Source organism: Panacibacter ginsenosidivorans (assembly GCF_007971225.1).
Lineage (GTDB): Bacteria > Bacteroidota > Bacteroidia > Chitinophagales > Chitinophagaceae > Panacibacter > Panacibacter ginsenosidivorans.
The window spans coordinates 1,212,323-1,226,224 of sequence record NZ_CP042435.1 but is presented as its reverse complement, the minus strand read 5'-3'; the positions used below and the strand labels follow the sequence as shown (position 1 = coordinate 1,226,224).

General features: G+C 38.0%; 13 protein-coding genes. 6 read left to right on the top strand and 7 right to left on the bottom strand.

Going from position 1 to position 13,902, the window contains the following annotated elements:
- The first annotated feature begins 90 nt into the window (after positions 1 to 90).
- Complete coding sequence (locus tag FRZ67_RS05110; RefSeq protein WP_147188509.1) at positions 91 to 687, top strand: TrmH family RNA methyltransferase; 597 nt, start codon at positions 91 to 93, stop codon at positions 685 to 687.
- A 118-nt stretch (positions 688 to 805) separates the two neighbouring features.
- Here FRZ67_RS05110 and FRZ67_RS05105 read toward each other — a convergent pair whose 3' ends face one another.
- From FRZ67_RS05105 to FRZ67_RS05085, 5 genes are all read right to left on the bottom strand, one after another.
- Entirely contained in the window at positions 806 to 2,005 is a 1,200-nt protein-coding gene (locus tag FRZ67_RS05105) for a PQQ-dependent sugar dehydrogenase (protein ID WP_147188508.1), read from the bottom strand.
- Between the two features lie 321 nt (positions 2,006 to 2,326).
- The gene (locus tag FRZ67_RS05100) at positions 2,327 to 3,574 is read right to left on the bottom strand and encodes a hypothetical protein (protein ID WP_147188507.1); all 1,248 of its coding nucleotides are present in this window, start codon (positions 3,572 to 3,574) and stop codon (positions 2,327 to 2,329) included.
- Positions 3,575 to 3,741: 167 nt separating this feature from the next.
- On the bottom strand, positions 3,742 to 4,833 hold the full coding sequence (locus FRZ67_RS05095; RefSeq protein ID WP_147188506.1) for an MBL fold metallo-hydrolase: 1,092 nt from the start codon (positions 4,831 to 4,833) through the stop codon (positions 3,742 to 3,744).
- A 156-nt stretch (positions 4,834 to 4,989) separates the two neighbouring features.
- Entirely contained in the window at positions 4,990 to 6,648 is a 1,659-nt protein-coding gene (pgi, locus tag FRZ67_RS05090) for a glucose-6-phosphate isomerase (protein WP_147188505.1), read from the bottom strand.
- A 173-nt stretch (positions 6,649 to 6,821) separates the two neighbouring features.
- Entirely contained in the window at positions 6,822 to 7,838 is a 1,017-nt protein-coding gene (locus FRZ67_RS05085; RefSeq protein ID WP_147188504.1) for a threonine aldolase family protein, read from the bottom strand.
- Positions 7,839 to 8,244: 406 nt separating this feature from the next.
- Between FRZ67_RS05085 and FRZ67_RS05080 the strand changes: the two genes are divergently transcribed.
- From FRZ67_RS05080 to FRZ67_RS05060, 5 genes are all read left to right on the top strand, one after another.
- Complete coding sequence (locus FRZ67_RS05080) at positions 8,245 to 9,102, top strand: sigma-70 family RNA polymerase sigma factor (protein WP_147188503.1); 858 nt, start codon at positions 8,245 to 8,247, stop codon at positions 9,100 to 9,102.
- 257 nt (positions 9,103 to 9,359) lie between these two features.
- Complete coding sequence (locus FRZ67_RS05075) at positions 9,360 to 9,965, top strand: DUF4142 domain-containing protein (RefSeq protein ID WP_147188502.1); 606 nt, start codon at positions 9,360 to 9,362, stop codon at positions 9,963 to 9,965.
- A 145-nt stretch (positions 9,966 to 10,110) separates the two neighbouring features.
- Entirely contained in the window at positions 10,111 to 11,145 is a 1,035-nt protein-coding gene (locus FRZ67_RS05070; RefSeq protein ID WP_147188501.1) for a sensor histidine kinase, read from the top strand.
- Positions 11,145 to 11,861: a LytR/AlgR family response regulator transcription factor gene (locus tag FRZ67_RS05065; protein WP_147188500.1), complete on the top strand. Its 717-nt coding sequence runs from the start codon at positions 11,145 to 11,147 to the stop codon at positions 11,859 to 11,861. The genes FRZ67_RS05070 and FRZ67_RS05065 overlap by 1 nt, the downstream gene beginning before the upstream one ends.
- Positions 11,862 to 12,033: 172 nt before the next feature.
- Positions 12,034 to 12,933: a TraB/GumN family protein gene (locus FRZ67_RS05060; protein ID WP_147188499.1), complete on the top strand. Its 900-nt coding sequence runs from the start codon at positions 12,034 to 12,036 to the stop codon at positions 12,931 to 12,933.
- 33 nt (positions 12,934 to 12,966) lie between these two features.
- On the opposite strand, the gene FRZ67_RS05055 is transcribed toward FRZ67_RS05060, so the two are convergent.
- Entirely contained in the window at positions 12,967 to 13,383 is a 417-nt protein-coding gene (locus FRZ67_RS05055) for a nucleoside-diphosphate kinase (RefSeq protein ID WP_192903900.1), read from the bottom strand.
- A 187-nt stretch (positions 13,384 to 13,570) separates the two neighbouring features.
- Complete coding sequence (locus FRZ67_RS05050) at positions 13,571 to 13,870, bottom strand: hypothetical protein (RefSeq protein ID WP_147188497.1); 300 nt, start codon at positions 13,868 to 13,870, stop codon at positions 13,571 to 13,573.
- Positions 13,871 to 13,902 lie beyond the last annotated feature (32 nt).

The following is a 13,902-nucleotide window of genomic DNA, read 5'->3' as shown; positions in this document are numbered from 1 at the left end:
ATCACCTGTTGCGTCGCACTCTTGTACTCTTGATCCATATGCAACATAGAAAGCTTCCTGTAAATTAATTTTATTATCACATATTTTATAATGACTCCTGAAAGAAAAAATAAACTATTAAAAGTATTAAGTAAAAGGCAACCCGGGCTTACTGTAGTAATAGAAAATGTGCAGGACCCACATAATATTTCTGCTGTCATGCGCACCTGCGATGCGGTTGGTATACAAGACTTATACATACTTAATACAAAAATCCCGCGTCATAAAAAATGGGGAGCCAAAAGTAGCAGCAGTGCCGCTAAATGGTTAACCATTCATCAATATGATAAAACTGCAGCATGTGTTGCTGAACTACGCAAACACTATTCAAAAATTTATACAACACATCTTGCTGCAGATGCTGTAAGTTTATACGAGATAGATTTTACAGCAAGTGTGGCACTTATTTTTGGTAACGAACACGAAGGTGTAAGTGAAGAATTACGCACACTGGCAGATGGCAATTTTGTTATACCACAGGTGGGCATTATTCAAAGCCTGAATATTTCCGTTGCATGCGCTGTAAGTATTTATGAAGCATTCCGGCAAAAAAGTGTTGCGCATCATTACGAGGCACCTGCACTTACTACAGAAGCTATGAATGAACTGATGATGCAGTGGAGTAATAAAACTGAAGAAACTGAATGAGATTTTTAAATACCAATTGCATTTTACAATTTATCAGCTGCACAAAAAAATAAATGCACAAGAGTGCGACGCAACAGGAGATGCACAATGAACTTATGCCCGGTACAAAAAATTGCTGCTAATTTTTAGAACCTGCTACAGGGTTAACGGCGCCTACTTTGTAAACAATTCCGCTTGAAGAAGTTGCGTATAACTCTGCATCCTCTCCTTCGCCGAAGCTGGTAATGCCGGCAGGAATATTTATTTGTTCAAAAATATTCCAACCGCCTGCACCATTGGTTATTATTTTCCAGGCCTTATTTTGTACATAATCTGCACATACATAATATCCTTTTAAAGGGCGATAAGCTTTGCCACGATAAACATAACCGCCTATGATGGCTTGTGCGCCGGTTGTATCTGGTGGATTTATAAAAATGGGGAAAGTATAAGTAGAAGAGTCTTTGCAACCTTTTGTAAGAAATGGCTGTGTGCCTTCATAACATGGCCAGCCCATATTGGCGCCCACAGGTTGTTTGCGGGTACGTACACTTACTTCATCCCACTGCTCGCCACCATCATCTGCGATCCACATGTTAAGCGTAGTACGGTCAAAACTCCAGCGCCATGCATTCCTGAAACCCAATAACCATATTTCATCACGTACAGTGGAGTCATTTATAAAAGGATTATCGGGAGGAATACTGTAATAGGGTGCAACAGTTGCTTTGATATTTAAGCGCAGCATTTTACCAAAGAGTGACTGGCCATCCTGCGCAAATTTTGTTGTATTGCCGAGATAACTGCCATCATTAATCGTGATATATAGATAACCATCTTTACCAAAATGCATTTCCCCAAGGTGTGGCCCGTTTGTAACGGTATCTTTAAGCGAAAGTAATTCTACACGTGAACTTAATACAGCGGAATCGGGATTTGTTTTACTTGCTTGATAGCGTGCAAGAATGGTATTGTTTCCCTTATCATGATAATACACAAAGAACTGGCGGCTTTTTTTGTAGTCCGGTGCAAAAGCAATACTCCATAAACCTTTATACTCGCCAACAGCAACAAGGCTGGTAAGATCAATAAATGGAGTTGGCTGTACAGCACCGTTCTTATATATTTTTATTTTACCGGTTTGCTCTACGATGAACAAGCGACCAGAGCTATCACCCGCATTTTTTACGTTCACCGGTAAATTCAAATTTTGAATTAACGGTGTAAATGTAAGCTGTGGCTGTGTTTTGGCGGTATATACAACACCGCTGGAAAAGAAACAGCATAAAATAAATACACGGAATCGACGGAACAAAAAATTGGTATAATATTTTTTCATTGCAGCAGTTTATATAAAAAATTAACCAGAGAATTTTGATGGATTATTAAAATAATGGTTCAGCTAATTTAGAAAAACATAAAAATATATTTGCGGATAGTAAACGATATTATAATATTTATATTATGATAAATAGTAATAAAAAAAACTTTAATTGTATATTAAGATGCATGTTTACAATTGTAAATCAGGATGCAAGAGAGAATATTTTCTAATGTTGAACCTGTATAAATATTAGCTGCAAAATGTTTCAACAGTAAAAGAGTGCGACGCAACGAATGATGCTATATAGGTTACAGCCAGGCAACAAAAAATGTTCAACTATTTACGGTACACAATATTTACAGAGCTACTTACGGTATAATCTGAAGAAATAGTTAGATCCTCTTCTTTGGCGCCATAAATTATTTCAAGCTTTGCAGTGTTGGGTGGAAACTCGCCAAGATTATGCGCGTAAAAAACAAGTGTGTTGGTACCATCTGTGTTTACCGGAATTTTTAGTGTAACGGCTTTTGAAGTAAGTGATAATTTATCAATCACAATTTTATCGTTGTACACTACAGAAACAATATCTCCATCCACTACACCATTGTCGTAAACGCGTATGGTAATGGAATCTTTATCTACGGGAATTGTTCTTATAACATTTACTTTTCTCTCTGTATAACCAACAGGTAAAAGTGCAACGCTATCTTTTAAAAGTGGAGTATTTTTTAGCGTTGCTGCAGTTGTGTTTTGTTTCGCAACCAAAGCCAATGTATCGGTAACAGGAAGGATTTTTTGCTGAACCTCTAATGCTTCGCTTTTTCTTATTATTAATGAGGGCTTCGTCCGCCTCAAAGAGGCCAAAAGATTCTGCGAGGCAAGCAGTGGTTTATCATCTTTTACCTGGGCAATATCGCCCGGAGGTGCCAATATGGTTCTCGGCATAGGAGGATTTTCTTTTTGTACTGCAACGGCTGTATCTTTTATTTTGACTGCTGATGCAAGAGCCTCGTCCTGTGCTTTCGCAACCGTATCCTTTTTTGTTGATGCTGCAGCAATATCCTTTGGTTTTTCCATATGCATTAAAGCATACAAAGAATCCTGTATAGCCGCACTCATTTCTTTTATGTCTTTTACGAATTCGCTGGTGCCCTTGCATTGCTCATAGCATTCTTCTGTTGACCCTTTAAAAGAAAACTTGTCATTTTGCAATGAGAATATCATTTTTGGTGGCTTGCAGTTAATACAGCTAAGCAGCCATTGGCTGCCCGGTGAATTTCTTACATAAAATACTTTGGTTGATTTTATGGTCAGGTAATCTTCAAACAGCTCTCCGTTTATTTTGGTGTCGTAACGGATAGCTGTATCATAAGGTTCCATAGTGCTAAGAGTGCCTTCAAATTTTTTTCCTTTAATAGTATTAATTCTTAAGGTAAGTGAGAAATATTGTGCTGCATCGCTTCCCGGTAAATAAGATTTTCCTTTCCATACACCCTGCAGCCATGCAGTATTCTGACTATAGCAGCTTGCCGAAATAATTAAACAAACAAAAATACAGCTAACACGAGGCATTATTCCCGGCATAGACAGTTGTTCTGGTTTGTATTCAGTAACGTTTATAAAAGCTAATCATTGTAGGAAAGTAGTAATTTTTATGAACCTGGCTATGGTATTTTATGGCGTCTTTTCTTGCGTCGCACTCTTGTACATGCTCATCAATAGTCGTCAATAAATACAGGTTACGGTTTTTATTACACCCGGCCCTGCCACCATTTGTTTTCAGGTGCAGATTTATTTAACACAACCGGTTCGCCAATCATAGGTGTGGTAACAGGTTGATTATTTTCAGCAGCAGCTTTCATAACTCTTTCTATCGGCTCGTTCCAGGCATGCAGCGATAAAGAAAATTTTGCCCAGTGCACAGGCAATAACAACTTTGCTTTTAAATCTTTTGCAGCAACAGCAACCTCTTCAGGCATCATATGAATATATGGCCAGTCTTTTCCATATTGACCACATTCAAGAATTGCGAGATCAAACGGCCCATATTTTTCTCCAATGTTTTTGAAATGGCTGTCGTAGCCTGAATCTCCGCCGATGTAAATTCTATAGCTATTCAATTCCAGTATAAATGAAGACCACAATGTTTTCCCTCTGCCAAATTTTCTGCCCGAAAAATGGCGCGATGGTGCTGCAGTTAATAGAATATTATCACTGACTTTCTTCGTATCCCACCAGTCAAATTCCGTTATTTTATTTTCATCAATTTCCCAATGTTTTAAATGAGCTGCAACACCTAATGAAGTATAGATATGTTTTACTTTAGGGTTTAATGCCAACACTGTTTTATAATCAAGATGATCAAAGTGATCATGTGTTATGATGAGCATATCTATAAAAGGCATGTCTTCCGGTTTATAAATATCCGCTCCGTTAAAGGCTTTTACAGAAAACGAGAATGGAGATGCATGACCGCTAAAAACAGGATCAACCAAAACATTGACTCCTTTATATTTTATTAAATAAGAAGAATGCCCAAACCATACAATTGCAGGTTCGTCATCACTTAAACTATGCAGGTTGGTTTTAACAGCGGGTATTAATTGTTGTGGTTTTGTATCTTTTGGTTTGTTCAGGAAAGCTATCATCATTTTAGAGTAAGAAGCGCCTTTTCTTGTAACCTCAGTAGGAGAGAGGTTTTGAAAAACGCCGTTCCTGTAATTTGATGAATTGCTTAATCTTGTTATTGTTTTTGCATCAGGCTCTTTACCAAATATTTTTTGTTGCATAAATGCATATACGATAATAAAAAGAACCGCTATTATTAAGAGTGCTGCTACCATATTGGCTAAATAACAGTTATGAAAATATATTTATTTAATAAAAAAGCACGATAAGTTTTTGGTTCTGCAAACTTATCGTGCTGAATAGAATTATTATAGCACAAGTGAGTGACACAACTAAAGCTTAATGTATATTCTAAAGCTTAGTTCATAATATTATCCTTTGCTCAAAGCTTTAAACGCATTGATCAAACCATTGGTTGATGAATCATGCGAACTAATGATGGCTTCATTTTCAAGCTCAGGTAAAATTTTGTTGGCCAGTTGCTTACCCAGTTCAACACCCCATTGATCAAAGCTGAAAATATTCCAGATAACACCTTGTACAAATATTTTATGTTCATATAAAGCGATAAGGCTACCTAAAGATTCGGGTGTAATTTGTTTTATAAGAAATGAATTGGTTGGCCGGTTGCCTTCAAAAACTTTAAAGGGAAATAATTTTTTTATTTCTTCTTTGGTCTTACCTGCTTTCACCAATTCTTCTCTTACTTCTTCTTCGCTCTTACCGGTCATTAGCGCTTCTGTTTGTGCAAAGAAATTGCTAAGCAGTTTTACATGATGATCTCCAATCGCATTGTGACTAATAGCCGGTGCAATAAAATCGCAGGGAATCATAACTGTGCCCTGGTGTATAAGTTGATAAAACGCATGCTGACCGTTGGTGCCGGGTTCACCCCATATTACTGGGCCGGTTTGGTAACGAACATCATTGCCATTGCGGTCAACATTTTTACCATTGCTTTCCATATTACCCTGCTGAAAATAGGCTGCAAACCGATGCATATATTGATCGTAAGGAAGAATGGCTTCTGTTTGTGCTTTGAAAAAGCTTGTGTACCAAAGCCCTATCAAGGCCATAAGTACCGGAATATTTTTATCATGTTTTTCTGTGCGAAAATGTTCATCAACCTTATAAGCTCCGTTAAGCAATGCCTCGAAATTATCGTAGCCAATTGTTAGTGCAATTGACAAACCAATAGCGCTCCACAAAGAATAACGGCCACCAACCCAATCCCAAAATTCAAACATGTTTTGTGGGTTGATGCCAAATTTTGTTACTTCTTTTTCATTGGTGCTAAGAGCTGCAAAATGACCTGCTATATGCGCTTCATCTTTTGCATGTTCCAAAAACCATGCACGTGCGGTGTGCGCATTGGTCATTGTTTCCTGCGTGGTAAATGTTTTGGAAGCAATCAGGAACAATGTTTCATCTGGTGTAATTTTCTTTAAGGTTTCGGCTATATGCGTTCCATCAACATTGCTTACAAAATAAGTTTGAATGCCTTGCACCCAATAAGGTTTCAATGCTTCTGTAACCATGAATGGACCAAGATCGCTGCCACCAATACCGATATTTAAAATGTATTTAATTGGCTTGCCGGTATAACCTTTCCATTCGCCGCTGTGAATAGATGCGCAGAATGCTTTCATATGCGCCAACACTTTTCGCACGGCAGGCATTACATCTTCGCCATCGCTCAACACAGGTTTGTCGCCCATATTGCGCAGCGCAGTATGCAGCACAGAACGGCCTTCGGTTTCATTGATTTTTTCTCCATTAAACATGGCTTCAACTGCTTCTTTTACATTGCATTCTTCGGCAAGTAACTGCAGCAATTGAATTGTTTTGGCGGTAAGGATATTCTTGGAATAGTCAAACAAAATATCATTGAAACGAAGCGAGAATTTGGTAAACCTCTCTGCATCAGCATCGAAAAGGCTTTTCATTTTCATGCGCTGCATTTCTTCCTGGTAATGCTTTTTCAATAAGAGCCAAGCCTGTGTAGTTGTGGGGTTAACTTTTGGAAACATAGATTCGGTTAATTAAATTTTGATACCGTATATAAACAAATGTTTTTTTTGTACCAGGCTGCATTGCTGCTATTAAACTTCGTTGCGTCGCACTCTTGTACTCAATATCTTTACTCCACAAACACAAATTTCTTCTCTTAATGCTGTTTTTATTATTATGTAACCCAAGCTTTTTACAACTGTTCAATTATATGAATAGCTTCTTCTATCATTGCCTTGGTAAGATCAAGATGTGTAACAAATCGTACCTGTGTTGGAGATATAGCTATTGATAAAATTCCTTTTTCTTTTAAGCTTGCTGCCAGTTCTTTTGGTGTAAATCTTCCTTTCACTTCAAAAATTACAATGTTCGTTTCTACGGGTAGCATTTCTCCTGCAAAATCTTTTTTGGCAATTGCTTCGCCCAAAAGTTTTGCATGCACATGATCTTCTGCAAGCCTTTCAATATGATGGTCTAATGCATAAATGCCTGCTGCTGCAAGATAACCTGCCTGCCGCATGCCACCGCCAAATATTTTTCTTACTCTTCTTGCCTTGGCTATAAGATCTCTCTTGCCGATCAATACACTGCCAACAGGGGTTCCAAGTCCTTTGCTTAAACATACAGAAATGCTGTCGAAAACCTTTCCGTAGTTTTCCGGTAATTCTTTGTTGGCAACAATCGCGTTAAAAACTCTTGCACCATCCAGGTGAAGTTTGAGATCGTTGTCCGCACAAACCTTTTTGATCTTGTAAAAGTCATTAAAATCATAACAAGCCCCGCCACCACGGTTTGCTGTGTTTTCCAGCGATACGAGAGATGAGAAGGCTTTATGTACATCAGTTCGGTTATTAATGGCTGAGGCAACCATTGCAGCATTTATTCTTCCACAATTGCCATCTAAGAGTTTTACTGAACAGCCGGCATTAAAGGCTATACCACCACCTTCGTATTGATAAATATGAGAGAGCTTCTCACAGATTACTTCATCGCCGGGTTGTGTATGGCATTTAATGGCAATTTGGTTGGTCATTGTACCGCTTGGACAAAAGATGGCGGCTTCCATGCCAAACATTGCCGCAGATTTCTCTTCAAGTTCATTTATGGATGGATCTTCTCCAAAAACATCATCGCCAACCTTTGCCTGCATCATGGCTTCAAGCATGGCAGAAGTTGGGCGTGTAACTGTATCTGACCGCAAATCAATCATGGTTGCGAAGATAAGCGTGGTGGTTGAGGATTTTTACAAAAGATTCCTGCCAAATGAAAAAGAAAATGGGTTACTTTTTACGCAATCCTGTATCTATACAGCAGGCTCGCTGGGAAATGCGAAACTGTATTAACACTGGTGATTAAAGTTCAAGCCGTAGAAGAGTGCGACGCAACGGAAGTTTAATTAAAGGATCTGTTGCCGGTTCAAAATAAAATCTTAACAGTATTCGTTAATAAAATATTACCAATGTCAGGTAGTTTTTACACATTTCTCACTAAAATCACCTTAAACTGTTGTACCTTTGCCCGCTATTTTCTATATTGTTACAAATTTAAGTGTCAAAAGCAACTTTAACCCAACATTTGGCGTCTTATAAGTGTTTATAAAACAGTAATTACCCAATATGAGGCAACTCAAAATCGCTACACAGATCACCAACCGTGATTCGCAAGCCGTAGAAAAGTATCTGCAGGAAATTTCTAAGATTCCAATGATCACTCCCGAAGAGGAGACCACATTGGCTCAGCGAATTAAGATGGGCGATCAAAGAGCGCTTGACAAATTGGTGCAGGCCAACTTACGTTTCGTGGTATCTGTGGCTAAGCAGTACCAGCACCAGGGCTTATCACTTAGCGATCTTATCAACGAGGGAAATCTCGGCCTTATTAAGGCGGCACAGCGCTTTGACGAGACAAAAGGTTTTAAATTCATTTCTTACGCAGTATGGTGGATTCGCCAGTCCATTTTACAGGCGTTGGCAGAGCAGGGCAGATTAGTCCGCCTGCCTCAAAACAAAATTGGCACGTACAACAAAGCCAATAAGGCTTACATGGCTTTTGAACAGGAACATGAACGCGAACCTTCTACAGAAGAGTTGGCAGACATTCTTGAAATGAGCGAAACAGAGATCAACAACATTTTCCAGAGCAACACAAGACACACATCACTGGATGCACCTGTGCACGAAGCAGAAGATGTGGCTATGGGTGATCTTTTGGAAGGTAGCGATGATACTGATGATGATGTAATGAAAGATTCCCTGCGTGAAGAAATTAAACGTGTATTGAAATCACTTAGTCCACGTGAAGCAGAGATCGTGAATGCTTATTTTGGTTTAGACGGTGAAAATGGCGTAACCATTGAGCAAATTGGTATGAAATACGATCTTACCAAAGAGCGTATCCGCCAGATTAAAGAAAGAGCAATAAAGCGCTTACAAAAAGCCCGTTACAGCAATGCGCTAAAAGCATATTTGGGATAACGGAACTTTACAAAAACATAGAACCTCTCACAAATTTGTGGGAGGTTTTTTATTTGGTGGCCTGCTATATCACTTCTGGCATCGCTTGTTGTGTCACTCACTTGTGCATTTTATTATATAATCAACTTTAATTATTTGTAGAATTAACGCAACTAAATGTTTCAATGTTCTACACATATTTTGTTTAATCCCTTTATTAAGATCGTGGCTTGCCATTTGTGTTATAGCTGATATTGTTAATCTAAAAAACACATTTTATGAAAAGAGCACTTTGTTTATCTTTTATAGCAGCAGGATTTTTAGCTTTAGGTTCATGCGGTAATAACGCTTCTAACCAGGACAGTGTAGATAGCGCTAAAGATGCAAATGATATGAAAGACACGACTTCTATGATGAATTCTACAGACAGTTCGGCAATGAATACGATGCCTGTAGATAAAGATGCAGCAGATTTTGCAGTTGAAGCAGCTAATGGCGGTATGATGGAAGTAGAATTAGGGAAGTTGGCACAGGAAAAAGCTTCTGATTCAAGGGTTAGAGATTTTGGAGCTATGATGGTTAAAGATCATTCAGCTGTAGGTGATAAGCTTAAGTCCATTGCTGCTGCTAAGAATATTACTTTGCCTGCAGAAATGGGAGATAAAGCCAAAAAAGAAATGGAAGATCTTTCAAAAAAATCAGGAAAGGATTTTGATAAAGCATATATGAATATGATGTTGGACGATCATAAGAAAGACGTAAAAAATTTTGAAGATGCGGCAGATAAATGCAAAGATCCTGATCTTAAAACATTTGCATCTACAACACTACCAACCTTGAGAATGCATCTTGATTCTGCGAAAGCAATAACAGGAAAAAAATAAAACACGCATAATTTAAAGCCAAATGCCGGTCGATAATATGACCGGCATTTGGTTTTAAACACGTTTCGTAGCTGATAATCTTTACTTCGTCGCAATATTTAACCGCTCATCCTTTTAATTTGCCAATTCTTGTTACTTTGGCATTATGAAAGTTGCATGGTATAGTAAAAAATGGATCATTGTAGTCTTGCACATGCTTAGCTGGCTGTTTATTTTTGCACTCCCTTTTTTGATTCGAACAAATTCTAATGATCAGCATAGGCCGGGTCCGGAAGAGGGTTTTCTTTACTTTTATATTGTTACAAGATTTTTGTGGGTAGGATTTTTTTACCTGAACGCGCATTACTTATTCAAAAAATTTCTGAACAGAAAAAGCTACTGGTTATATATAATATCACAATTTTTGGTATTGTTTATCATTTCAATACTTTCTAATTTATGTTTTAACATCTTTGTAAAAGACTCAGTGTATGATGTAGCGAACTTTTTGGTGTACAATATTTTTACTTATTTCTTTATTCTCGCTGCAAGTACTGCTTACAAGGTAGTGCTTGATAAAATAAAGTCAGATAAACTCTCACGTGAAAGAGAGAATGAAAATTTAAAAACAGAACTATCTTTTCTGCGCTCGCAGGTTAGCCCACATTTCATGTTTAATGTACTGAACAACATGGTTGCACTTGCTAGAAAACAAAGTGATCAGCTGGAGCCTTCCCTTATAAAACTTTCATCATTGATGCGATACATGTTATATGAAACGGACGATGATAAAGTGCTGCTGGAAAAAGAAGTGGAGTATGTAAAAAGTTATATCGATCTGCAGCAATTACGGTTTGGGAAGAACGTAAAAGTGAATGTGAATATTCAGAATGTTGATGGAGGGCACGAGATCGAACCCATGCTATTGATTCCTTTTGTAGAGAATGCTTTTAAACATGGTACCGGACTTATTGAATGTGCACAGATTGATATTGAAATGTCTGTAAAAAATAATATTCTTTATTTTTCTGCACGCAACAAATACAATGAGCAAAGCAATGAAGTAAAAGATAAAACTTCCGGAATTGGACTTACCAATGTAAAGCGAAGACTAAATTTGCTATATGGAAATAACCATAGCCTTTTGATAAACAGGAAGGATAACTGGTTTACCGTTTCTTTACAATTAAACCTGCACTAATGCTGCGCTGTATTGCCATTGATGATGAACCACTAGCTCTTGAGCTGCTGGTAGATAATATAAGTAAAGTTCCATTTCTTGAACTGGTGGCTGAATGTTCAAATCCACTCGAAGCTTTGAAGGTTTTACAGGAGAAAAAAGTTGATCTTATTTTTCTAGATATACAAATGCCCGGTCTTACCGGTTTACAATTTATACAGAGCCTGGCAGAGAAACCAATGTTCATACTCATTACCGCCTATGAAAAATATGCACTGGATGGTTATACGTTAGACGTGATTGATTATCTTGTAAAACCTGTTTCCCTTGATCGTTTTATCAAAGCATGTAATAAAGCCAGAGACCTGCACGAATTAAAAATTAAAGGCAACGATAATAACGGCAACACACAAAAAGCAGACTATTTTTTTGTAAATGTTGATTATAAACTCCTCAAGGTTGTATTTGCTGATATTACTTTTATTGAAGGATTAAAAGATTATATCAAGATACATCTCAAAAGCACTACCCGCCCCATCATTACAAGAATGAGCATGAAATCTGTAGAAGAGCAGTTGCCGGAAAATGATTTCATCCGGATACATAAATCTTATATTGTTTCAGTTTCGCATATTACCGCTGTAATGAAGAACAGTGTTTTTATTGGTGAACTTGAAATACCCGTTAGTGATAATTACAAAGACACACTTGCTGCTTTAACTGGAAAGCACGGTTAACTTTTATACCAAAATATCCGTTAAATGATTTTTGAAAAGGCAGATGTTTAATACAGCATCTGCTTTTTCGTTTATTTTGTTCCCGTAAGTTTATTGATCTGAACGATGAAGTGCTTGCGACGCAACGAAGATGCTATGAAAAACTGTAGCTGGTATTTAAAAAGAGAACAACATGAAAAAAAAATTATTAAAATATACTTCCCTTTTATTGAGTTTTACAGGACTTATTTCCTGCCAGGGTAAAAGCCAATTTGCAACTGCTGAAAATAACAAAAGCCTTTTATGGGAAATTACGGGCCCTGATTTACAAAAACCATCTTACGTTTTTGGTACCATGCATTTGCTTTGTTCAAATGATGCAAAACTGAGCACCAATTTGCAACAGGTTATTACCAACGCAAATGAAATATATTTTGAGGTTGATATGGATGATCTTGGCCAGTTGCTCACCGGGTTTACTGCAGGAACTATGAAGCATGATACAACGCTTCATCAATTATATACAGACGAAGAATACAACCGTGTAAAAACTTTTTTCGATACCCACGGCATGGGCATGCAGTTGCAAATGTTTAGCCACATGCAACCTATGCTGGTATCTGCATTGGTGTACCAGACCATGCTTCCATGTGCGCAGGCAGACGGGATGGAACTAAGCATTATGCAGCTGGCACATACCAAAAAGAAAGAGATAAAGGGATTGGAAACAGTAGCATTCCAGGCATCTGTGCTTGATAATATTCCTTACGATAAACAAGCCAAAGAATTACTGAACAGCATTGACAGCATTGAAACTTCCACTAAGGAAGCAGACGAAATGATAAAATTGTACAAAGAACAGGATATAGATAAATTACTCGAGTTTAGTTTAAAATCTGATGGCGGCACTACATCCGATGTACAGGATGTAATGATAGACCAGCGCAATAAAAACTGGGCAGACCAGTTTCCCAATATCACAAAAGACAAACAAATTCTTATTGCAGTAGGTGCGGGACATTTAGGAGGCGAGAAGGGATTACTAAATCTCCTGAAAGAAAAAGGTTACACCGTAAGAGCTATACAGAATTAAAAATCCCCCGATAAGTCGGGGGATTTCCTTTATCTAAAATCTTTCCAGCCCGGAAAAGAAGAAATTACCTTCTATTACTGCGTTCTCATCACTGTCGCTGCCATGTACCGCATTCTCACCAACTGATGCGGCATATTTTTTCCTGATGGTACCTTCTTCTGCATTGGCAGGATTAGTTGCACCGATCAGTTTCCTGAAATCAGCCACTGCATTATCTTTTTCAAGAATAGCCGCCACAATTGGCCCGCTGCTCATAAACTCAACCAGCTCTCCATAGAATGGTCTTTCCTTGTGTATTTCGTAAAAGGCACCTGCCTGTTCTGCGCTAAGTTTTATCCATTTCATAGCCTTTACAGAAAAACCAGCCTGTATCATCTGGTCCAAAATTGCACCCGTATATCCCTTGCCTGTAGCATCGGGTTTTATCATGGTAAAAGTTCTGTTACTCATCACGTATAAATTTGGCGGCAAATGTAAGCGTAAGAATGTAAACGGCGGAGAAATTTATGTTAACGGGCTGTAGTAATCCTATTCAACACCTGTTGTGTCACTCACTTGTGCGTTCAGAACTTTACGGAGCTTTTATGGATATAATTTAATTGATTTTTAGTCAACCTATTTCAGCAAGGTTTCCAAATTATTCCTGGTGTAAAATGCCATCATACTTTGCAGCATTGGCAGCAAATATTTGTTTCTGCTGGTCGTTTAAGAAACCCATCATTTGCTGCGTCATTTGTGCTCTTGCCTGCTGTATCTGGCTTCTGTCGCCACCTGTTGATTTTATACTTTGGCGTTGCTGTTTGAATGACTGAAATGCCTCCTTCAGTTTAGCCACCTGGTTCTGATCAAGATTAAGATCTGTAATAAGCGTTTGAAGAAGGTCAGCCATTTTGCCGCCACCTTTATTACCACCTAATAGTTTTTGAAAGAATCCCATAAGTTAGATTTTTGGATGATAAAATAAGCGAA

What these genes read in the sequence shown, in the direction of transcription:
- FRZ67_RS05080 (WP_147188503.1), top strand. Translation starts at nt 8,245, where the DNA reads ATGAGGCAACTCAAAATCGCTACACAGATCACCAACCGTGATTCGCAA.
- FRZ67_RS05105 (WP_147188508.1), bottom strand. Translation starts at nt 2,005, where the DNA reads ATGAAAAAATATTATACCAATTTTTTGTTCCGTCGATTCCGTGTATTT.
- FRZ67_RS05110 (WP_147188509.1), top strand. Translation starts at nt 91, where the DNA reads ATGACTCCTGAAAGAAAAAATAAACTATTAAAAGTATTAAGTAAAAGG.
- pgi (WP_147188505.1), bottom strand. Translation starts at nt 6,648, where the DNA reads ATGTTTCCAAAAGTTAACCCCACAACTACACAGGCTTGGCTCTTATTG.
- FRZ67_RS05060 (WP_147188499.1), top strand. Translation starts at nt 12,034, where the DNA reads ATGAAAAAAAAATTATTAAAATATACTTCCCTTTTATTGAGTTTTACA.
- FRZ67_RS05075 (WP_147188502.1), top strand. Translation starts at nt 9,360, where the DNA reads ATGAAAAGAGCACTTTGTTTATCTTTTATAGCAGCAGGATTTTTAGCT.
- FRZ67_RS05050 (WP_147188497.1), bottom strand. Translation starts at nt 13,870, where the DNA reads ATGGGATTCTTTCAAAAACTATTAGGTGGTAATAAAGGTGGCGGCAAA.
- FRZ67_RS05100 (WP_147188507.1), bottom strand. Translation starts at nt 3,574, where the DNA reads ATGCCGGGAATAATGCCTCGTGTTAGCTGTATTTTTGTTTGTTTAATT.
- FRZ67_RS05085 (WP_147188504.1), bottom strand. Translation starts at nt 7,838, where the DNA reads ATGATTGATTTGCGGTCAGATACAGTTACACGCCCAACTTCTGCCATG.
- FRZ67_RS05055 (WP_192903900.1), bottom strand. Translation starts at nt 13,383, where the DNA reads ATGAGTAACAGAACTTTTACCATGATAAAACCCGATGCTACAGGCAAG.
- FRZ67_RS05065 (WP_147188500.1), top strand. Translation starts at nt 11,145, where the DNA reads ATGCTGCGCTGTATTGCCATTGATGATGAACCACTAGCTCTTGAGCTG.
- FRZ67_RS05070 (WP_147188501.1), top strand. Translation starts at nt 10,111, where the DNA reads ATGAAAGTTGCATGGTATAGTAAAAAATGGATCATTGTAGTCTTGCAC.
- FRZ67_RS05095 (WP_147188506.1), bottom strand. Translation starts at nt 4,833, where the DNA reads ATGGTAGCAGCACTCTTAATAATAGCGGTTCTTTTTATTATCGTATAT.